This is a genomic window from Nocardia neocaledoniensis (assembly GCF_003182135.1).
Classification (GTDB): domain Bacteria; phylum Actinomycetota; class Actinomycetes; order Mycobacteriales; family Mycobacteriaceae; genus Nocardia; species Nocardia neocaledoniensis.
In genome coordinates, this window is record NZ_QGTL01000004.1 from 292,192 (window position 1) to 312,532 (window position 20,341).

General features: G+C 67.0%; 16 protein-coding genes. 9 read left to right on the top strand and 7 right to left on the bottom strand.

The annotated features are described in order from the left end of the window. Window positions 1-405 precede the first annotated feature (405 nt). Complete coding sequence (locus DFR69_RS13335) at window positions 406-3,501, top strand: replicative DNA helicase (RefSeq protein WP_167456258.1); 3,096 nt, start codon at window positions 406-408, stop codon at window positions 3,499-3,501. Between the two features lie 379 nt (window positions 3,502-3,880). Here DFR69_RS13335 and DFR69_RS13340 read toward each other — a convergent pair whose 3' ends face one another. Continuing rightward, a complete protein-coding gene (locus tag DFR69_RS13340) occupies window positions 3,881-6,496 on the bottom strand; it encodes a S8 family peptidase (protein WP_110037834.1) in 2,616 nt (871 codons plus the stop codon). Then, complete coding sequence (locus DFR69_RS13345; protein WP_110037835.1) at window positions 6,493-7,449, bottom strand: AAA family ATPase; 957 nt, start codon at window positions 7,447-7,449, stop codon at window positions 6,493-6,495. Before DFR69_RS13345 ends, DFR69_RS13340 begins: the two co-directional genes overlap by 4 nt. Before the next feature lie 734 nt (window positions 7,450-8,183). Here DFR69_RS13345 and DFR69_RS35550 point away from each other — a divergent pair. Continuing rightward, window positions 8,184-8,612: an ATP-binding protein gene (locus DFR69_RS35550; RefSeq protein WP_341867799.1), complete on the top strand. Its 429-nt coding sequence runs from the start codon at window positions 8,184-8,186 to the stop codon at window positions 8,610-8,612. 27 nt (window positions 8,613-8,639) lie between these two features. Here DFR69_RS35550 and DFR69_RS13355 read toward each other — a convergent pair whose 3' ends face one another. Further along, window positions 8,640-9,200: a TetR/AcrR family transcriptional regulator gene (locus tag DFR69_RS13355; RefSeq protein WP_110037836.1), complete on the bottom strand. Its 561-nt coding sequence runs from the start codon at window positions 9,198-9,200 to the stop codon at window positions 8,640-8,642. 63 nt (window positions 9,201-9,263) lie between these two features. Here DFR69_RS13355 and DFR69_RS13360 point away from each other — a divergent pair, with 63 nt between their 5' ends. From DFR69_RS13360 to DFR69_RS13370, 3 genes are read left to right on the top strand one after another with little or no spacing between them, the layout of a single operon-like run. Further along, complete coding sequence (locus DFR69_RS13360; RefSeq protein ID WP_110037837.1) at window positions 9,264-10,037, top strand: ABC transporter ATP-binding protein; 774 nt, start codon at window positions 9,264-9,266, stop codon at window positions 10,035-10,037. After that, window positions 10,034-11,347 carry an FtsX-like permease family protein gene (locus DFR69_RS13365; RefSeq protein WP_110037838.1) on the top strand — a complete coding sequence of 438 codons (1,314 nt, stop codon included), beginning with the start codon at window positions 10,034-10,036 and terminating at the stop codon, window positions 11,345-11,347. The genes DFR69_RS13360 and DFR69_RS13365 overlap by 4 nt, the downstream gene beginning before the upstream one ends. A 40-nt stretch (window positions 11,348-11,387) precedes the next feature. After that, window positions 11,388-12,884 carry a carboxylesterase/lipase family protein gene (locus DFR69_RS13370; protein WP_110037839.1) on the top strand — a complete coding sequence of 499 codons (1,497 nt, stop codon included), beginning with the start codon at window positions 11,388-11,390 and terminating at the stop codon, window positions 12,882-12,884. A gap of 38 nt (window positions 12,885-12,922) precedes the next feature. Here the strand turns inward: DFR69_RS13370 and DFR69_RS13375 are convergent, their stop codons facing one another. Beyond that, window positions 12,923-13,333: a Rid family hydrolase gene (locus DFR69_RS13375; protein ID WP_110038268.1), complete on the bottom strand. Its 411-nt coding sequence runs from the start codon at window positions 13,331-13,333 to the stop codon at window positions 12,923-12,925. Window positions 13,334-13,411: 78 nt separating this feature from the next. Between DFR69_RS13375 and DFR69_RS13380 the strand changes: the two genes are divergently transcribed. The 3 genes from DFR69_RS13380 (at window position 13,412) to DFR69_RS13390 (ending at window position 15,267) form a co-directional block, all read left to right on the top strand. After that, window positions 13,412-13,780 (top strand): winged helix-turn-helix transcriptional regulator, encoded by a 369-nt coding sequence (locus DFR69_RS13380; protein WP_110037840.1) that lies wholly within the window; start codon window positions 13,412-13,414, stop codon window positions 13,778-13,780. A 43-nt stretch (window positions 13,781-13,823) separates the two neighbouring features. Further along, complete coding sequence (locus DFR69_RS13385) at window positions 13,824-14,348, top strand: hypothetical protein (protein WP_146229282.1); 525 nt, start codon at window positions 13,824-13,826, stop codon at window positions 14,346-14,348. A gap of 106 nt (window positions 14,349-14,454) precedes the next feature. Beyond that, window positions 14,455-15,267, top strand: a complete 813-nt coding sequence (locus DFR69_RS13390) for an alpha/beta fold hydrolase (protein ID WP_110037842.1) — start codon at window positions 14,455-14,457, stop codon at window positions 15,265-15,267. Window positions 15,268-15,290: 23 nt separating this feature from the next. Here the strand turns inward: DFR69_RS13390 and DFR69_RS13395 are convergent, their stop codons facing one another. Both DFR69_RS13395 and DFR69_RS13400 read right to left on the bottom strand, forming a co-directional pair. After that, entirely contained in the window at window positions 15,291-16,061 is a 771-nt protein-coding gene (locus DFR69_RS13395) for a class I SAM-dependent methyltransferase (RefSeq protein WP_110037843.1), read from the bottom strand. A 3-nt stretch (window positions 16,062-16,064) separates the two neighbouring features. Next, the gene (locus tag DFR69_RS13400; protein WP_110037844.1) at window positions 16,065-17,306 is read right to left on the bottom strand and encodes a serine hydrolase domain-containing protein; all 1,242 of its coding nucleotides are present in this window, start codon (window positions 17,304-17,306) and stop codon (window positions 16,065-16,067) included. A gap of 305 nt (window positions 17,307-17,611) precedes the next feature. On the opposite strand from DFR69_RS13400, the gene DFR69_RS13405 reads away from it, so the two are divergent. Further along, complete coding sequence (locus DFR69_RS13405) at window positions 17,612-19,294, top strand: cutinase family protein (protein WP_110037845.1); 1,683 nt, start codon at window positions 17,612-17,614, stop codon at window positions 19,292-19,294. A 52-nt stretch (window positions 19,295-19,346) separates the two neighbouring features. Here DFR69_RS13405 and DFR69_RS13410 read toward each other — a convergent pair whose 3' ends face one another. Then, window positions 19,347-20,228: a DMT family transporter gene (locus tag DFR69_RS13410; protein WP_110037846.1), complete on the bottom strand. Its 882-nt coding sequence runs from the start codon at window positions 20,226-20,228 to the stop codon at window positions 19,347-19,349. Window positions 20,229-20,341: the final 113 nt, after the last annotated feature.

Below are 20,341 nucleotides of genomic sequence, written 5' to 3' on the forward strand. Positions count from 1 at the left end.
GGCAGATTTGTGACTCCGGTCATAGCGTGCACCTCCGCTGTTTACCCAACACGCCCGGCTGTTCACCTTGACCGACACGCCGAAACTTCTTTCATCCACAGGCGACAAGTTGGGTAAAACGGGCGCTAGCAGGGCGTTCCATCGCACTGACCTGGGTTTTCCCCACGTTTTCCACAGAAGCTGCACAACACCGGGTGAACTACCCCCAAGTTATCCACAGTTGTGTGCACATATCGGGTTGGCGCCGCCCGAAATCGTCGCCTAGGTTCGTCGCATCGCCCTGCGCACGGCCCCGGGAAGCGCGCAGGCAACCGATAGCTGACATTCGTGTCGGTGCCCGGGAGTACAACGAGTTCATCGATGTGAAACCCCCGGTTCTGCGGGCAGAGAGGACGGTCGATTCTGGTGACTACCACCGGTGACCGCGCGCATACCGACTTTCCGCCCGAGCCGCCCGGCGAGGACTTCGGGCGTCAGCCCCCGCACGACATGGCCGCCGAACAGTCGGTCCTGGGCGGCATGCTGCTCAGCAAGGACGCCATCGCCGACGTGGTCGAGGTGCTGCGCCCCGGCGATTTCTACCGCCCCGCCCACCAGGCCGTCTACGACACGATCCTCGACCTGTACGGCCGCGGCGAACCCGCCGACCCCGTCACCGTCGCCGCCGGTCTCGACCGCCGCGGCGAGCTCAAGCGCATCGGCGGCGCCCCCTACCTGGTGACCCTCACCCAGACCGTCCCCACGGCCGCCAATGCCGGGTTCTACGCCGAGATCGTCGCCGAGAAGGCCATCCTGCGCCGCCTCGTCGAAGCGGGCACCCGCATCGTCCAGTTCGGCTACGCGGGCGCCGACGGCCAGGACATCGCCGAGGTCGTCGACCGCGCCCAAGCCGAGGTATACGAGGTCACCGAACGCCGCACCACCGAAGACTTCATGCCGCTGGAAGAACTCCTCCAGCCCACCATGGACGAGATCGACTCCATCGCCTCCCGCGGCGGCATCTCCCTCGGCGTCCCCACCGGCTTCACCGAACTCGACGAACTCACCAACGGCCTCCATCCGGGCCAGATGATCATCGTGGCGGCGCGACCCGGTGTGGGTAAGGCGCTCGCGCTGGACACTCCACTACCGACGCCGACCGGCTGGACCACGATGGGTGAGGTTCGGGTCGGGGACGAACTGCTCGGCCCCGACGGGCGCCCCACCCGCATCGTCGCCACCACCGAAGTGATGTCCGACCGCCCCTGCTACGAGGTCGAATTCTCGGACGGCACCGTGATCGTCGCCGACGAGGAGCACCAGTGGACGACACTGGCCCCCACGCTGGCCCCCCACCCCGCAGTTCGAACGACCGGCGAGATCGCGCACAGCCTGCGCACGCCTCGGGACAACTACACCCATGCGGTGCCGAGCACCGCCCGTTCCAGGGCCCGCCAGATCGTCGACGTCCGCAAGATCGACCCGCTGCCGGTTCGCTGCGTCGAGGTCGACAATGCCGACCACATGTACCTCGCCGGCCGCTCGCTGGTGCCGACACACAATTCGACGCTGGGCATGGACTTCATGCGCAGCTGCTCGATCAAGCACGGACTGGCCAGCGTCATCTTCTCGCTCGAGATGAGCCGCACCGAGATCGTCATGCGCCTGCTCTCCGCTGAGGCGAAGATCAAACTCGGCGATATGCGTTCCGGTCGGATGAGTGACGACGACTGGACCAAGCTGGCACGCCGCATGAGTGAGATCAGCGAGGCGCCGCTGTTCGTCGACGATTCGCCGAACCTGACCATGATGGAGATCAGGGCGAAGGCGCGGCGGCTCAAGCAGCGTCACGATCTGAAACTCGTGGTTGTCGACTACCTCCAGCTGATGACCTCCGGCAAGAAGGTCGAATCGCGTCAGCAGGAAGTCTCGGATTTCTCGCGAAATCTGAAGCTGCTCGCCAAGGAACTCGAAGTTCCGGTGATCGCGATCTCCCAGCTGAACCGTGGTCCCGAGCAACGAACCGATAAGCGGCCGATGGTCTCCGACCTTCGCGAATCAGGCTGCATGCCAGCGTCGACCCGTATCTTGCGCGCCGACACCGGAGCGGAAGTAACCCTGGGTGAGTTGTTGTCCAGCGGAGAACAGCCGCTCGTGTGGTCGCTCGACGAACGCATGCGGATGGTCGCCCGCCCGATGGTGAAGGTTTTCCCCAGCGGGCGCAAAGAGGTGTTCCGGCTCCGCCTGGCATCCGGTCGTGAGGTCGAAGCCACCGGCAACCACCCATTCCTCACCGTGGACGGCTGGATCGCGCTCGATCAGCTGAAACCTGGTGATCGGCTCGCGACGCCACGGCTGGTCCCCGAGCCCGTACACACGACCCGCCTTCCCGAAGCGGAAATCGTGATGCTCGCGCACATGATCGGGGACGGCTCCTGCGTCAAGCGACAGCCGGTCCGTTATGCCAGTGTCGACGAGGAGAACCTCGCCGCCGTCAGCAGCGCTGCTGAGCACTTCGGCGTCACGGCGGTCCGTGACGAGTACGCGGCTGCCCGAGTCACCACGCTGCGACTGCCGGCGCCCTATCGGCTCACCCACGGCAAACGGAACCCGATCGCGGCGTGGCTCGACTCGCTCGGTCTGTTCGGTCTTCGCAGCTACGAGAAGTTCATCCCCGAACCGGTATTCGCGCTGCCGAACGACCAAGTCGCGCTGTTTCTGCGACATCTGTGGGCGACAGATGGGTCGGTGCGCTGGGACGCCAAAGCCGGGCAGGCCCGCGTGTACTACGCGTCGACAAGCCGTCGTCTCGTCGACGACGTGAACCAATTGCTGCTACGCCTCGGTGTTCATGGTCGCATCAAGACCGTTCGGAAGGGCGATTACCGCCCGTGCTTCCACCTGACGATCGACGGTGGCGAGAACCAGACGAAATTCCTGCGCGATGTCGGCGTACACGGCGCCCGGGGCTCGTCCGCAGAGGCCGCGCTCGCCGAATTGGCACCGATGACCCGGAATACGAACGTCGACACCGTCCCGAGCGAGGTGTGGAACCGTGTCCGAACGCTGCTCGCCGACAAGGAGATGACGCACCGCGAGTTCTCCGCGGCAATGGGCTCTCGCTTCTGCGGCAGCACGATGTGGAAGCGCTCGCCCAGTCGGTCCCGGCTGGCCCGTGTCGCGGCCGTCCTCGACGACGCCGACATCGACATGCTTGCCACGAACGATGTGTTCTGGGACAAGATCGTCGAAATCACCAGCCTCGGCGAACAGGACGTCTACGACGGAACCGTTCCCGGCACGCACAACTTCGTGGCGCAGGGCATTTCAGCTCACAACAGCCTCGAGCAGGACGCCGACATGGTCATCCTGTTGCACCGTCCCGACGCTTTCGAACGCGACGACCCCCGCGGCGGCGAGGCCGACCTCATCGTCGGCAAGCACCGTAACGGCCCCACCGCGACCATCACCGTTGCCCACCAGCTGCACCTGAGCCGCTTCGTGGACATGGCCAGGGGCTGACCGCTTGCCGCTCGCGGCAAATGTTGGGACAGACGCGCAACACGTTGGGATCTTGGGACAGCGACCTGCGGTTTTGCATTTGTTGGGACGAACGGGCAGCGTGCCGGGCCGTTCCGACACGCCAACATGCACGAAACCAACCAGCAAGCGTGTATGGCCACGCGATCCGACCAACCCAACACCTGCCTTACCGCCTACTACTTCTAGACCAGGCAGGCGGCATCGACGATGACAGGTCATGCTGAAAGGCCAACAGGTCCGTCCGGTGTGATTAGGCAGTGCGATGATGTGTAGTCGGTCAGATCATTGAGGCGAGTGCGACTCGTATCGCGCGGGGCATCGCCCATCTGGCCAGATCTGACATGAAATACGCAGTCGATCAGGAACGCAAACGGGCGGGGACGTGCACCGTGGATTGCGCCTGGAGCCTTGCCCTGACCTCGTCATGGATGGTTGTTGACGTGGAAGCCGCAGTTTCTACGGATACCACCAACCCGTAACGTATGCGGTCAGACCTATGCAGGCGCTGCGCGTCGTTCATGCACTCGACATGGATGGGCAGGCTGCTGTCTGCGCCGATCGCCATCGGCTTCTTCCCGTCAATTATCTCGTGTTGGCAGCTGCCGCGCCGTACAGCCCAGTAATCGGCTTGGGCACGTGCGCCCACTGCTGCGTTGAGCTCAACTTCGGCGTACACCTTCGCGCCGCGGTAACGGCTGATCTGAACCTGAGTAGGTGTCGTGTAGGCGAGCGTGACGGTTAGCCGGCGCCACTGAGCTTGTGCATGAAGCGACGAGGGCAGCGGGATTTGGTGAGTATGGCGCTCGTCGCGACTGATAGAACCGGCCGCAACGAGCATCGCGCGATTCCCCGCAGCGACACCCAACCGGTCAGGGTTGATTGGACCGTACCCGAGCAATGTCGTCAGAGCCTTTCGCGCGCTTTGCGGGGCGAGGCCTAGGACGCTGCGTAGGCGCGGCTCAAGATGGTCCCAGCTTCCACTGTGGACAAGCAACGCTTTTACGAGCACGGGGTGATAGAGCGGATCCGGGAACGGCAAGTCGTCGATGTCTGCTGGCCCGGCTTCAAGTAGATCGAACAGTTTGCTGGCTTCCCTGGTGACCAGCGCCGTTGCGTTACTAGTTCCGTGGGTGAATATGGTTGTGTTGGACGCACCGAACGGAGCCGGCGCGGCGACGCGGTTCCCGGGTCCAGTTTGCTCCGTGGGGGCTAGTTGCATGCGGATGTCGCCCTCGCCGTCACACGAGCTGGGCGGTCGCAGATAAAGGGCGCGGCCTCCGGTGTGGTAGATCTCCGGCTTGATCGATCTCCCGACACCGGGTCCTACCCCGCCGTACAACGCCGGCATCCCAGGCTCGACAATGTCCAAAACAGTGTCGGGTATTTGAACGTCACCTGCGGCATCGGCATGCGTTGCGCCGACGGTCAAGCAATTGAGCGCGTCGCCAGGAGGCAGAATCCCACGGCTGCGCACGGTCTGTCGTGCGGCGCGGAGCGCCTCTTCGCGCACTTGTTGAACGTCGCCGATGGCCGCCGACGGGACCGTGACCGGGCTCTTTACGTGGTTGCCCGCGCTGACAATGAACAGCAGATTGTACTCAACTGCGAGCCAATCGAGCAGTCGCCCAATTGGACTCATATGGCGAACGAGCGCTCGGGAGGTTGAGCCGATAGACAGGTTGACTATGCGTACGCTGGGCGCGGTGGGGGCTTGTCCACCCTCTCCGTCATACATCCGCCGTATCACCCGGTGAAGCAGGTCGGGGAAAAGTACCGTCGCGATAACCTGTTCGCCACCGAAGTCGTTGGGCTCCATGATAGGACGAACGTAGAGTGGTCGGTCCAGAGCCGGGCCAGGGCTGGACAGGTCGCCATGAGCTATAAGTGATGCCATATGGGTGCCATGGCGGCGGCTCATTACCGAGTATCCCGAACCGATATCGTCCGGATCGTCCACACTGAGACGGCCGACCAATGCATCGTGATTTACAAAAGGCAGTCCGTCCAGCAAAGCGATCCGCGGCTTACCATCGATCCGCTCGCCGACGGGGAGCCGGGGAAGGTCCGGTGTCGGCACGGATTCGACAGTGGGTTCGGACACACTCATCGGAGTGTACGGGCTGACGAACATGATCTCTTCGGCGGTGAGCAACTGAATCGCTTCGGCGCCGGTGTCTACGACCGCTTGAACTTGTTGTATCGGTATTTCGGCGAGTATGGCGTGGTAGCCAATCTCGGTGATCTGTGCAGTGGAGACTACTGTGCCGCCCGCTGAGGATATGAGCGCCTCGACGTGTCCTTGCGAGCTTGCCCGCTGGTCGCGGTCACGTCGGAACCACAGTTCGATCTCCACCGCAGCAGGGCTGTAAGACTGGCCAACCAGCGCCAGCCGCTGTGTCCAGTCGTCGATAAGGCCGGTATCACGAATACGGTCCGACACATCCCATCGGCGTATCGAATGCAACTGCGCGAAAACGGATTTGAACTTCGCCAAGCCACGGTCAAATGCGGCGCCCGGGTCAAGCTTCCAACGCTCGAACAAGTTGAGCAGCTGCGCCACCGCGGCTGCGTTGGACATGACCAGATATAACGAGTGGGCTACAGCACCATCAGTGGGTCCGTCGCGATCTTCTAGGAAGAAATCTTCATCCGGGTCAGTGTCTTCGTCCAGATACTCCGAAAGGAACTCAAGTCCGTCGATTTTCGCCACCGCATTGCGGAAGTCTTTGACGCTGCCCGCGAGATCAAAAACGACGACGAGCTCAGGATCCAGTTCCTCAACAGGCCCGTCAGACAATTGAGCACGCCGATTCTCGAAGGCTTGGACGAGCGCGTTGAACTGGGGCGTCAATTTGTTGCCCTGGCGCTCGGCGCCGGGCTTCTTCAGCCGTGGGCCTGCGCTTGGTGATCCTTTCGCCCGAGGACCGACCTCTGGAACCGGTAAGGCCAGCAACGGGCGCGAGTCAGTGCTCACTCTGTTGCCTGTGTGCGGCGGTATTCAAGTCGCTCTTGCACGATCCGGCGGAGGTCGGCGTCCGGAAGCTCCAAGATGGCGCGGCGACGGACGTCGAGTGCGAACTCTTCCAGCTCGGCGAAACTCGATCCGGCGAGCTTGTCGGCGATGGTCCGGGGTGTATATCCGAGGTCTCCACCGAGCCTCCCAGCTAGTACCTCAAGATACTTCGTTGCTTGTGCTCGGCTCGGAGAACGCAGTTCGGCGCGAACCTGGAATCGCCGCCACGCCGCTCGGTCCAGCAATTCCCCATGGTTGGTCGCACCGATCAGGATGACGTGCGGCGGCAAGCGATCGACCTGTAGCAACAGTGTGGAGACCACGCGTTTGATCTCACCGGTTTCGTGTTCGTCGGCTCGTTCTTTGGCAATCGTATCGAGTTCGTCGAAGAACAATACGCATCGACGGGTGCGTACGAACTCGAAGGCGTTGTCGAGCCGCGCAGCTGTCTCACCGAGGAAGCTTGAGACTACTCCCTCATACCGAATGACGTAGAACGGCAGCATCAGTTCGGCGGCTATGGCTTCCGCGACGCTGGTCTTGCCGTTACCCGGCGGTCCAGCTAGCAGTAGGCGATTGCGGGGCTCGATTCCGAAACTTCGTAGCAGGTCCGACCGCTTCTGTTCCTCTACCAACTCACCTAACACACGTCGCGTGGTGGGTTCGAGCTCAAGTTCGGTTAAGCGTCGCTGTGGAACGATCTCCTGCACAAGATCACGGACCGAGGCCGCGTGATCGTCGCGGGGCTTGCTGTGCCCCGTGGTGGTAATCAGCTCAGACAACCGGTCAGCAAGCAGATGGTGCTGATTGGCTCGTTCCTCGGCGATCAACGCCTCAACCAGCAGCCGAAACCGGTCACGATCACCGCGACGTTCAGCCTCTACCAAGTCCAGCAGAAGGTCAGAACGAGCCATCTTCTCCCCACCGCCTTCCTAGACCAAACTCAATCAGAGACTACCCGCAAGCCATGTAACACTCGAAGTAGCGGCAGACGTTAACGACGACCCAGCCTCAGTACTGCCGTCCGAAGCGGGAGGATCATGCAGGGCTTGAGGGTACAGCCCGCCCATCCCACGCACTGCACCCGCCGGTCCAATCTTGTCCGGATTGAGTTGCTGGTGCTCACCGCTTCGCCCTCGCTGACGACGCAGCCACACCTCGACAAATGCGCATTTGTCGATGTGGATACCTCAGCTCCCGGCCAACCTCCGTCGTGCTGTTCTGAGCTACGCGCGGCGGCGCGATCCGCGCTTCCAAGGCCTGTCAGCGTGTCTCGTGCGCTCTCAAGAGGTCCGGGGCAAAGTCACCGCAGCTGCAGAAGGCGCTTCTTGAGGGCGACCACATCGTCACCAGCACACTGCAGACGTTCCCCGAGGTTATAAAGCCCATCAAGGAACTTCGGGGGAGGCGATGTGCAGTCGTGGCCGACGAGGCTCACTCGTCGCAGTCAGGTTCCACCGCGCGCAACTCAAGGAGCTGTGCGGGCGCCCTCGACGTTCACGGCGGACCCTGCGGACTTCTTCGCGTGGATGCTCGAGGTGCATGCGTCCGCGCTGGATTCCCCGGAGACGCGCACCGCGTTGCGGGAGTTGTTCTTTGGGGAGCCGACAGTGGCACCGAGGGATGGGCCTATGGATACGCGTTGAAGGTGCTGTGTGAGCGCTTCGGCGGGTCGCTGACCAACGGGTACTGGTATCCGGTCGGCTCCGCCGGGCTGGACCTGGATCTGGATGCGGTCGCGGCGGGATCGGCGCGGGCACGGGTACGCGAGCTGCTGGAGGATCTGCCCCCGACCGTGGTGGCCGATGTGGTCCAGGTGATGGACGAGCTCACCAGCAACGCCCGACTGCACGGAGCCGCACCCCGGCGATGCCGCGTCCGGCTCCGCCCGCAGCGGGTCCGGGTCGAAGTCGACGACACCGATCCCGGGAGGCCGCGGCCGCGTGCGCCGCAGGGCACCGGAGGGCGCGGACTGATCCTGGTCGACCGGCTCGCCACCGCGTGGGCATGCACCGCCGGGCGCGACCGCAAGACCGTATGGGCAGAGCTGGACCTCGAGCCCCGGCATCCGGCCTGACCTACCGACCGCCGCGCCCCGGCGACGTCATCGAGCGGCGCCGCCCGAGTCGGCCGTGACGATGCGGGCGGCGGTGGGGGCGTGGTCGGGGTCGGCCAGCCATTGGCTCGCGACGCCGACGAGCAGCGCGAAGTAGTGGGAGCCGACGGCGTCGACGGTGTCGGGGTCGTCGGCGTCGGGGTCGAGGCCGCCGAAGGCGTGGGCCAGGGAGCGGCGCGCGGCGCGCTGGCCTTCGGCGAGCATCGCCTGGATCTCCTCGTCGTCGCGTGCGGCGGAGACCGATTCGAAGTTCACGTACCAGAGGGCGCGGTGCTCGCGGATCGAGGCGACGATCCGTTCCCAGCGAGCCTCGTTGCCGGCGGGGCCCGGCGGGTCGTCGCCGATGGCGGCGAAGAGCACGTCGCCCCATTCGCGGTTGAGCTCGTGCAGCGTGTCGGTGAGCAGCCGTTCCTTCGATCCGAAGTGGTAGTTGATCGACGCCTGGTTGGCCCCGGAGGCCTTGACCAGCTCGCGCACGGTCGTCTTGGCGTACCCCAGCGTGAGGAGGCAGTCGCGCGCCGCTTGCAGCAGCTTGTCCCGGTTGCTCATGCGGCTATAGTATAGATAAACGTTCGTTTACAACGATCGTTTACCCAACCGAAGGGGAAGCCCATGCACACCACCACTTCGAGCCCGCCGGTCCTGCGGCTGCGCGGGCTGCGTTGCGAATATCCCGGCGAGAGCGGATCGGTGCACGCGCTGCGTGGCGTCGACCTGGACGTGGCCGCGGGATCGTTCACCGCGATCATGGGCCCGTCGGGCTCCGGCAAGACCACGTTGCTGCACTGCGCCGCCGGGCTCCAGACGCCGACCTCCGGCCACATCGCCTTCGACGGGCAGCCGCTGGAGGCGATGGACCAGACCGAGCTGGCGAAGCTGCGCAGGCGCCGGATCGGCTTCGTCTTCCAGTCGTTCAATCTGCTGCCCGCACTGTCGACGGTCGACAATGTCGAACTGCCGGTGCGCCTGGACGGGCGACGACCCGACCGCGACCGCACCTTGGCGCTGCTCGCGGGGGTCGGCCTCCGCGAGCGGGCCGGACACCGCCCCGATCAGCTCTCCGGTGGTCAGCGCCAGCGCGTCGCCATCGCGCGGGCACTGATCACGGACCCCGAGGTGGTGTTCGCGGACGAGCCGACCGGAGCGCTCGATATCCGCAGTGCCCGTGAGGTTCTCACGCTGCTGCGGAGCCTCGCCGATCAGGGGCAGACTATCATCATGGTCACCCACGACCCGGTCGCGGCCTCCTATTCCGACGAGGTCCTGTTCCTCGCCGACGGCGCCCTGGTCGACCGGGTCGCGCGGCCCTCGGCGCGGGAGGTCGCGAATCGGATGGCCGTGCTGGTCGAATCGGCCGAGCGGGCCGCGGAGGTGCGGACGCGATGATCGGCCTGGTTCTGCGCTCGTTCGCGCATCATCGCGCTTCCGTGATCACCACCGGGGTCGTCGCGGCGGCCGGGACGGCACTGGTCACCGCCATGGCGGGACTGCTCGGCACCGGTCTCGCCGCGGACACCCCGGCCGATCGGGACTTTCTCGTGCTGTTCCCGCTCATCCTCGGCGGGTGGGTGCTGGCGATCGTCCTGTTCGCCATGGTCTCGACGATCGGGGTAGCCATGCAGGGGCGCGCCGGGGAGATCGCGGGACTGCGGCTCGTCGGCGCGACGCCGTCGCAGGTGCGGCGGATGGTTGTCGCCGAGACCGCCGTGGTGGGGCTCGTCGCGGCGCTGCCCGGCCTCGGCGGCGGGCAACTGCTCGGCGCGGGACTGCTGGCGGGTATCCGCGCGGGCGGCCTCGTCGAGGATTCGACGGGGTATTCGCCCGGAGTGACCTTGCCGCTGGTCGGGGCCGCGCTGATGCTCGTCGCCGGCATCGCCGCGGCCTGGATCGGCAGTCGCGCCGTCGCCTCGCGCAGCCCGGTCGGGGAACCATCGCGGACGCGTGCTCGCCCGGGCCGCGCCCGACCGATCGCGGCGGCGGCGCTCCTCGTCGCCGGGCTCGCGTCGTCGTTCACCGTCCTCGCCATCGATCCGGCCGATATCTTGACGACCGCGCTCACCGGGCCCGGGTGCGTGCTCGTGGCCGTCGGGCTGAGTCTGCTGGCTCCCGAGCTGATCTCGGTGGCGGAGTGGGTTTTCGGGAAGGTGCCGGCCTTGCGTGCGGGCGCCGCGGGACACCTCGCCGCACTGAATCTCGCCGCGGCCCCGGAGCGGGTGCGGCCCGCGGTCACCTTCCTGACGCTGTTCATCGGCGTCGCCGCGGGGACCCTGTCCATGCAGGGCATCGAGAATCAGTACGGTGCCGCGGGTGGCGAAGGGCAGCTCATGGCCGCGATCAACTATCTGGTGGTCGCTCTCATCGCGGCGTTCATGGCAATCGCCCTGTCCAACAACCTGATCGCCTCTATCACGCGTCGCCACGCCGAATTCGCCGCTTTGCACCTCATCGGGTCCACGGCCGGGCAGTCGCGGCGCATGCTCATCGGTGAAACCGCCGCGGCGGTGGCCGTGAGCGCCGTCGTCGGCAGTCTCGGCGCCTTCGCGAGCACCGTGCCGTTCGCGGTCACCAAGACCGGCGATCCCCTGGCTGCCCTGGCACCGCTGCCGTACGTACTCGTCATCGTCGCGGGTGCCGCCATCACCCTCGGCGTAACGACGCTGACGGGCGGCCGCGTGATCACGGCGGCCGCCACCTGATCGGCGCACGCCGCGAACCTTTCGGGGGCAAGCTGTTTCGATGAGCCAGTTCACCGAGATACGCACTGTCCCCGGAACGGTGCGGGGCAGCTGGGAAGGCGGCGTCGCCGTCTTTCGCGGCATTCCGTTCGCGCAACCACCGGTCGGGTCGCTCCGCTTCCGGGCTCCCGTGGCAGTTCTTCCGTGGTCGGGCACCCGCGACGCGCTGGCGTTCGGGCCGTCGGTTCCGCAAGCGGGACAGACGGGTTCGGTGATGACGTCGACCACCCGGGTACCGACAGACGGGTCGGCGGAGTGTCTGACACTCAATGTCTGGACGCCCGACCTCGGCTCCGCCGCACTGCCGGTGATGGTGTGGATTCAGGGCGGGACCTATCTCGAAAACCACACCTCGAACCCGCATTACGACGGCGCGCTGCTCGCTCGGTCCGGCGTCGTGGTGGTGAGCATGAACTACCGGGTCGGCCTCGATGGGTTCGGACATATCGCCGGCGCGCCGGACAACCGAGGGATTCTGGACCAGATCGCCGCCCTGCGATGGGTCAGGGACAACATCGCCGCGTTCGGCGGCGATCCCGCCAGGGTGACCGTCTTCGGTCAGTCAGCCGGCGGAGCCTGCGTGGCCGCGCTGCTCACGATGCCGAGCGCGCGCGGACTGTTCGGGCGGGCGATCTGCCAGAGCATGCCGGGCACCTACTTCTCCCAGCGGCTCGCCGCCGCCGTCACCGCGGCGATCGCCGGCGAGGTCGGCGCGCGAGCCGATCTCGATGACCTCGCGCGGCACTCGCCCCGCGCGCTGACCGCGGCGACCGCGGCCGTCCTGGCGAAGATGCCGCGATTCGCCGAGTCCTGGGGACCGATGGCGTTGACGCCGACACCATTCTCGCCGGTCGTCGACGGACTCGTGCTCCCGGACGCACCGTGGCGCGCGCTGGCGGGCGGGGCGGCCCGCGGTATCGACCTGCTCGTCGGGCACACCCGTGACGAGTTCCGGCTCTACACCTCGCGGCCGGGCACCGAAACAGTCGACCCCTTCGACCATCTCTCGCCCGGCGCGGATCTTCGCGATGCCTACGCGGCGGCCTATCCCGACGCCTCCACCGCACAGCGGCGGGAAATCCTCAACGCGGACTGGCTCTTCCGCATGCCGAGCGTGCATCTGGCCGAGTCCGCGCGGGCGGGCGGCGGACGCGCGTGGATGTATGAACTGCGCTGGAGTTTCAGCTCCGAGCAGGGCGCCTCCCACTGCCTCGATTTCCTGCTCCTCTTCGGCACCCTCGGCGCCGAAGAGATCCGCCGCCACCGCGCCGCGCACCCGGGCGCCGCCGACGAGGTCAGCGGCGTGTCCCGGGCTCTGCGCGCCGACTGGGTGGAATTCGCCACGACGGGCGAACCCGGCTGGGATCCCTACACGCCACAGGGTCGCAGCACGCAGATCTACGACGCGACCGCCACCGTCAGCCCCTACCCGGAGGAACGTTCCAGGAGAATCTGGAGCGCCCACCGGTTCGGCACGTTGGACCTGCTGTCCGGGTAGAACCCCGCGCTGGCCGCTGAGTCCGTGTGCCGCGCCGGTCAGTCGAGAACCGCGTAGGCCTCCACTTCCACGAGGACGTCGGGCTCGAAGAGGTAGTCGACGCCGATGGCGGACAGGGGTGGGAGCGGATCGGGCAGCGCGAGTTCCTCGGCCACCTGGTTGATGCCGTCGAGGAACTCGGGGTACTTGTCGGGGGTCCAGTTCGTGACGAAGAAGCGGAGCCGGACGACGTCGGCGAAGGACGCGCCGGCGCCGGCCAGGCCGCGGGCGGTGTTGCGGAGGGCGCATGCCAGCTGACCGGCGAGGTCGCCCGGTGCGACGGGGTTGCCTTCCGCGTCGCGCGCGATCTGCCCGGCGACGTGCACGTGCCGGGCACCGGTGCTGATCGAGACATGGTGGTACGGAACGGGACCGAACATGTTCGGCGGGGTCATGAGCTGCACGGACAAGGGGGTTCCCTTCACTGTCGGACTAGGTATCCGATGTATACGTGGTATTCGAAGGGCACTTCAACGAGACTAGGTGTCATGCAGGAAACCGAGGACACCCCGCAGCTCACCGCACGGCACCGTGAGCTGCTGGATCAGATGCTCGACAAGTGGTCGCTGCAGATCATGGAGGCGCTGTGCGATCAGCCGCTGCGGTTCAACGAGCTGCGCCGGGCTGTCCCGGTGGTGACGCAGAAGTCGCTCACCACGGCGCTGCGGCGGCTCGAGCGCAACGGGATGGTCGAGCGGGTGGTGATCCAGACCCGCCCGGTCGCCGTCGAATACCGGATCTCGCCTGTCGGCCGGACCCTGCAGGGGCTCATCGACGCGCTGCTGCTGTGGACCGCCGACACGCTTCCGGAGGTCGAGCTGGCCAGGGCCAGGTTCGACGAATCGCAACTCGCGTAGGCGCCCTCGCTACCATCGCCGGTGAGATCGGAAGAGGGTGGGGATGAGTAGCAGGCCGTTGTTCAGTTCGATGGTGCCGCTGTACTGGCTGGTCTCGACGGCCGCGGTGGTCGCCTATTTCACCGTGACGATGGACATCGCGTTCCGGCTGGCGCGGTGGTCCGGCAACGATGCCGCCGTGGTGTTCGCCCTGCTGGGCAGCCTGCTGTTCGGGCTGATCACGTGGCCCTTCGTGCTCGCGCTCGGTTGGTGGGCACGGCGGGCGTATCTGCGCCGGTACGCGACCCCGGTGACCGCGCGGGTGACCGAGCTCCGGCACCGCGTCGTCCACCCGACCAACAACGTCATCTCCTTCCACCACGTGAAGATCGCGGTGGAATTCGTCCATCCCGCAACGGGAGTCACGCGCTCGATGAGCAAGGAGTTCGCGTTCAACCAGTTCCGCCGGCGAACGGCCGAACGCCTGGTGGAGCGCTCGCCGGTGGGTGCGGAGCTGCCGCTGCTCGTGCGCGGCCGCGCGGCCGGGTACGACGTGCCGGAACGGCCGCGATGGGCCGACATCTGGTGAGCGGGCGCGGTGTCAGCGCGGGCGTCAGGGACGTGTCAGGTCCGTGTCAGCGCGGGGCGTGAGAGTACTCGCATTCACCGAGTACGAACCGAGGAGCTGATCGCGAATGTCCGCACTGCACACCGCTTCCGACCACACCACCTGGACCGGCACGGTCGCCGTGGACGACACCGCGCTGGCCGTCACCGACACCGGCGGCGACGGGATCCCGGTGGTCTACCTCAACGGCCAGTTCGCGACGCAGGGGTACTGGCGCAAGACCATCGCCGAACTCGGTCCCGGGTTCCGGCACATCACCTTCGACGAGCGGGCGCGCGGCCGCAAGTCCGGGACCTCGGCCGATTATTCGTTCGAGGCCGCCGTGCGGGATGTCGACGCGGTGCTCGCCGCCCGCGGCGTCGATCGGGCGCTGGTCGTCGGCTGGTCCTACGGGGCTGTCGTCGGGGCGCACTGGGCGCGCAGGAATCCGGAGCGCGCGATCGGCGCGGTCCTCGTCGACGGCGCGTTCCCCTACGACTGGCTCGACGACGCGATGGAGCAGCGGATCCGCACGCTGTTCAAGCGGCTGAGCCCGCTCATGCCGCTGCTGCGCCCGACCGGGCTCGTCCCGCGCATGAACGCCGCGCAGCAGGCCGAGAGCAATATCGAGCTCGGCGAGCTCTCGCGGGAGAGCGCGCTCGGTCCCGTGCTCGACGCGATCACCGTCCCGGTGCGGTACGTGGTGGCCTCGGGCACCTCGTTCGGCAGCAAGAAGGACGAGCAGGAGAAGATTCGGAGCGGCCTGGACGCGGCGACCACGCGCAATCCGAACATCCGGATCGGCGCGAAGGTTCCGAGCAACCACGGCGCCATCCTGCGCAAGGACTTTCGTGCCATCGCCGATTCGGTCCGGGAAGTCGCCGGGCTGGACGCCGGGTAGGCGAAGCGGGTCCGCGAGCACCCCTATGCCCGCGCCAGTTCGGCCCGCAACTGCAGGAACCGGAACAGCCCCGGACGGCCGACCACCGCTTCGTAGCGGTCGACCACCTCGTCCACGAAGGCGGGCACCTCGGCGGCGGGCAGGCGGGCGGTCCAGTCCGTGAAGCCGACCGTGCACCAGCCGACGAAGGCGGCGCGGGAACCGAAGTCCCATTCCCGGTCGGTGACGGACTGTTCGGTGACCGCGAGGCCGGCGGGCGTCACGATCGCGGGCAGGGCAGCGGGGTCGATGTGGACGTACGGACGGGGGAAGCCGGCAAACGCCGCCGACCAGCGGGGTTCGCCGGTGACCGCCGTCGCGACGTCCTCGACGCTGGGCCGCGCGCCGTCGCAGACGTACTGCACGAGCACCCGGCCGCCCGGCGCGAGCGCCGCCGCGATATCGCGGTACGCGGTCTCCTGGTCGGCGACCCAGTGCAGGGCGTTGAAGGAGACGACGAGGTCGAATTCGGGCGGGAAGGTCATGGTCGTGACATCGCCGACCTGGAAGTCGACGTTGGTGAGCTGGTCGTCGGCGGAGCGCGCGACCTCGATCATCCGCGGTGACGGGTCGAGGCCGAGCACGGAACCGCCTGGTGTTCGCGCCGCGATCAGGCGCGTCACATAGCCGTCGCCACACCCGATGTCGAGCACCCGCTCGGAACCCGTCACCGAGACCGACTCCATCGCGGCGGTGGCCATCGCGCGCTGGAGCCCGCTGATGTGGGCATAGCCGGCGCCGTCCCAATCGGCCATCGGCTACGACCCGCCCTGCGGTGGGGCCTCGCGCTTGACCGGTGGCGCGTCGTCGGGGGCGAGGTACGCGCCGATCTTGCGGAACAGCGCGTCGCCGCCGTTGGAGTAGCCGCCCGAGGCACTGAACGCCTCGGGCAGATAGGTGACGGCGACCGCGATCGCGATCTTCTTCGACGGCAGATAGGCGTTCACCGCGGCGCAACCGTAGAACAGCGGGTTCTGATACGACCAGTCACCGGTGAGCCACAGGCCGAGGCCATAGGTCTGGAAATCGTCGAGCGGTCGGCAATTCACGCAGCCGGGGACCGCCGTCGTCTTGCCGCGCAGATCGGTGGTCGTCATCGCCCGATACGACTCCTCGGAGAGCAATTCGCCGCTGCCGATGGCGACGGCGCTGCGCTCCAGATCCCGGATATCGCTGGTCTGGATGGCGCCGTGGCTGAGGGTCCACGACGGATTCCAGTACGTCGCCTCCTCGTAGAACGGGACGTCGGCCGCGATGCCGAAATATTCGCGGCGTTCGGAGGTGAACGAATGCAGCACCGGCTCGGGAATGTAGGGGGTGAGGTTCGGGGTGGTGTTCTTCAGGTCGAGCGGGTCGAGGACCTTCTCCTGGAGGGCGTCGGCGAGCGACTTGCCGGTGACCCGCTCGAGCGCCAGCCCGAGGAGTACGTAATTGGTGTGCGCGTAGGCCCAGTTGGTGCCCGGCTCGAACCACAGCGGATCGTCGATCGCCAGTGCCAGCTGGTCGCGGGTGGTCCACGCCTTGTACGGGTCGGCATAGGCGATCTCGGCGAACTTCTCGTTACCCAGCACGAAATCGTGGTAGCCCGAGGTCATCTGGGCGAGTTGACGCAGGTTCACGCGGTCGGCGTTGGGAATGTCGGGCAGGTATTTCGAGAGTTTGTCGTCGAGGCTCAATTTCTTCTCGTCGGCCAGGATCAGCAACAGCGTCGAGACATAGGAGATGGCGACGGCGCCGTTGCGGAAATGCATGTCGGTGGTGGCGGGGACACCGGTCATGGATTCGCCACGCGCCTCGGTGACGATCTCCTCGCCGTCGATCGTCACGCGCACGATCACCGATTTCAGGTGCGCTTCGCGCATGTAGTCGTCGACGATCTGCATGATCGCCTCGGCCCGTGCGGGGTCTTCGTGTGTCTGGGCACTCTCGTCCGAGGAGCACGCCGCGGCAAGCACTCCCAGCGTGCAGATCAATGCCAGAACATTCCGGGAAACGGACATCGGTCACCTTCTTGGATACCAATTCGAACAGGCGGAGATTCGATCGTCCCGAGGACCCGGAAAACGCGGCACAGCGATAGACAATTCTATGGTGCCGCCGGTCGATCAGTCGATACCCGACGAGCGAGCAACCTCGGGGCGACCCGGGGCCGGTCGCTCCCGGCGCGCTCGCGATCGCGCGGGCGACCCGACGACGACTCCTGTTCGCCCCAGTAACGATCTCGCGGGGTGCCGCGACAATCCCCGTGACAAACGGCCCGTCGGGGGGCCTGCCCACCTGTAGGTTTTCCGAACGGGATCAGACTATGAATCTGCGCGAGTTCCTTGCGAAACATCGCATCGCCTCGGCTGTCGCCGCGCCCGCCGCGCTGGGCGTCGCGGCCATCGTCGCCGCGTCGTTCGCGGTGACATCGGGACCCGAGTCTCCGACTTACGAGCTCACCACCTCGGTCACCGAGTGCCGCGAGATGGTGACCATCTCCGTCGCCGGCCGCAACGACACCCCGGTCGAGGGCACCACCGCGATGCTGCTCGACGCCAACGGCAATCCGCTGCCCGCCGCGCTCTCGGGCGATCACTCCAGCGTGTGGGTCGATCCGGTGGTGAACGCGCCGCGTGACGACCTCGCCGAGGGCGAGTACGCGGCCGTGTACATCGCCTACCCGGCCGACATGTCGACCTACGAGGACGCGGTGAACGCCGGCGTCGCCAACACCCAGCGGGTGATGCGGGAGATCTCGGCGGCCTGCCCGGACACCAAGTTCTCCATCGTCGGCTACAGCGAGGGCGCCGATGTGGTGCGCCGCGTCGCCGAGGGCATCGGCAACGACGACCCGGCCGACGGCTACGCCACCGTCGACCCCGATGACGTGCTCGGCGTCGTGATGTTCGCCGACCCGGGCCGTAAGGCCGGAGACGGCCCGTTCATCGGCGCCGAGGACCCGTTCGCCAACCCCGACGGCTTCGACCAGAAGTACCAGAACGGCACCAAGCCGATCTCCGGTCAGGGCGCGACCACCGGCGGCGGCTTCGGCGCGCTCAACGGCAAGATCGCCTCGTTCTGCTCCGAGGGCGACCTCACCTGCGCCGCGCCGGAGAACATCTCCCTGCTGCAGCTGGCCGCGAACGTGGGCAGGCAGATCAACGTCGACGACCTGCAGCGCGACGGCCTCACCCCGGCCACCGGCCAGGACATGGCGTTCACGCTCGGCCGGATCGCGATGGCGGCCTTCGCCGACATCGCCGCCAACCCGAACTGGATGGCCAGCGACGAGACCTTCCTCGAGGTGCTGCTGAAGGTCTCGGATCCGGACTACAAGCCGGGCGAGACCAAGGCGCCCGCCAAGGCCGACACCATCGCGGCCGAGCAGATCTCGCCGCTGGCGTACCTGCCGCAGAAGGTGTTCAACGAGATCGTCGGGCTGATCGTGACGAACCAGAACACGATCCCGGTGGCGCTGAGCGATCCGTACCAGCTCACCCTCGGCCCGAACGGCACCGGCCACCACTTCGACTACTGGCGTGATTCCGACGCCGCCAACGGCAAGCCGCTCACCTCGGCCGAGTACGCCGCGGCGTGGCTGACCCACCTCGCCAAGCAGGCGCAGGCGGGCGAGCAGGTGAACACCAAGTCCGCGCCGGAGGACGCCGACGTGACCGCCGCGCTGGCGGCGCCGACCAAGCCCGCGACGACCACCACCTCGGCCGCGCCGAGCACCACGACCGCGAAGTCGAGCACGACGACGGCCAAGACCACGGCCCCGTCGTCGACCTCGCAGACGGGCACGAGCACGACCGCTCCGTCGACCACGGTCGCCCCGTCGACGACCACCCCGTCGACCACGACGCAGGCGCCGGTGGTGCAGGAGCCCGCGACCAACCAGGCCGGAGCGCCCGTCCCGACGACGACCACCCCGGCGCCCACCACCACGGTGGCGCCGACCACCACCGTCGCGCCGACGACCACCACGCCGGCCCCGACGAACTAGGCACCGACGCGAAACCCCGGCGGGCGCACTGCCCGCCGGGGTTTTCGTGTGTTCAGGTACGAACGGGCACCGCGTCGCGCACGGGAGCGGTGGCGCTGCGGGTGCCGATGATCGACCCGATGATGACGAGCGGGAAGCCGATCGCCATGCCGATGGTCAACGGTTCGCCGAGCGCCGCGATGCCGAGGACGATCGCCACGGCGGGATTGATGTAGGTGACCACGGTGGCCCGCGCCGGGCCGACCTCGGCGATGAGCGCGAAGAACACGAGAAACGCGGCGGCCGTGCAGATCACGGCGAGCCCGAGCACCGACCAGGCCGCGTCGGCGGGGATGCGCTCTGGCCAGGACGCCGCGGTGAACGGGGTGTAGACCAGCGCCGCGAGCAGCAGCGACGCCGTGACCACGCCGAGCGCGGGCAGATCGGCGAGGGTGCGGTCGTAGATGATCGGGCCGATGGCGTAGCCGATGGTCACCACGGCCACCGCGCCCAGCGCAGCCGGCGCGGTGAGGTCGATGTCGAGGCCGACCAGGGCCGCGACGCCGGCGAAGCCGACGGCGAGGCCGAGCGTGCGGCGGCCGTCGAAGCGGTCGTGGCCGAGCGTCGTCACCAGGACGACGGCGATCAGCGGCACCGCGGCGAGCAGGATGCCGACGGTGGAGCTGTGCAGGGTCTGTTCGGCGTAGCCGAGCAGCACCCACGGGCCGATGATCTCGACGGCGGTGTAGGCCAGCAGCATCCGCCAGCGCGCGAGGACGCCGCGGAAGGCGTTGGTGTACAGGGCGATCGGTAAGAGGAGCAGGCCGCCGATCGCGGTGCGACCGAACGCGACGACCACCGGGTCGATGCTCTCGACCGCGATGCGGATCATCGCGTACGGCACACCCCAGATCACTCCGAGGGCGAGGAACAGGACCCACCCGCGCCTACTCACCCGGCTCACCCACCATTTCCGAATCCCGTGGGGAGCACGGCACTCACCCATTTCATCCTATGATTTCGGCGAGGAGGCTCACACGCTAGTGGCTGATATGACAACTTTCGTCA

What these genes read in the sequence shown, in the direction of transcription:
- DFR69_RS13345 (WP_110037835.1), bottom strand. Translation starts at nt 7,449, where the DNA reads ATGGCTCGTTCTGACCTTCTGCTGGACTTGGTAGAGGCTGAACGTCGC.
- DFR69_RS13355 (WP_110037836.1), bottom strand. Translation starts at nt 9,200, where the DNA reads ATGAGCAACCGGGACAAGCTGCTGCAAGCGGCGCGCGACTGCCTCCTC.
- DFR69_RS13360 (WP_110037837.1), top strand. Translation starts at nt 9,264, where the DNA reads ATGCACACCACCACTTCGAGCCCGCCGGTCCTGCGGCTGCGCGGGCTG.
- DFR69_RS13365 (WP_110037838.1), top strand. Translation starts at nt 10,034, where the DNA reads ATGATCGGCCTGGTTCTGCGCTCGTTCGCGCATCATCGCGCTTCCGTG.
- DFR69_RS13370 (WP_110037839.1), top strand. Translation starts at nt 11,388, where the DNA reads ATGAGCCAGTTCACCGAGATACGCACTGTCCCCGGAACGGTGCGGGGC.
- DFR69_RS13380 (WP_110037840.1), top strand. Translation starts at nt 13,412, where the DNA reads ATGCAGGAAACCGAGGACACCCCGCAGCTCACCGCACGGCACCGTGAG.
- DFR69_RS13385 (WP_146229282.1), top strand. Translation starts at nt 13,824, where the DNA reads ATGAGTAGCAGGCCGTTGTTCAGTTCGATGGTGCCGCTGTACTGGCTG.
- DFR69_RS13390 (WP_110037842.1), top strand. Translation starts at nt 14,455, where the DNA reads ATGTCCGCACTGCACACCGCTTCCGACCACACCACCTGGACCGGCACG.
- DFR69_RS13395 (WP_110037843.1), bottom strand. Translation starts at nt 16,061, where the DNA reads ATGGCCGATTGGGACGGCGCCGGCTATGCCCACATCAGCGGGCTCCAG.
- DFR69_RS13400 (WP_110037844.1), bottom strand. Translation starts at nt 17,306, where the DNA reads ATGTCCGTTTCCCGGAATGTTCTGGCATTGATCTGCACGCTGGGAGTG.
- DFR69_RS13405 (WP_110037845.1), top strand. Translation starts at nt 17,612, where the DNA reads ATGAATCTGCGCGAGTTCCTTGCGAAACATCGCATCGCCTCGGCTGTC.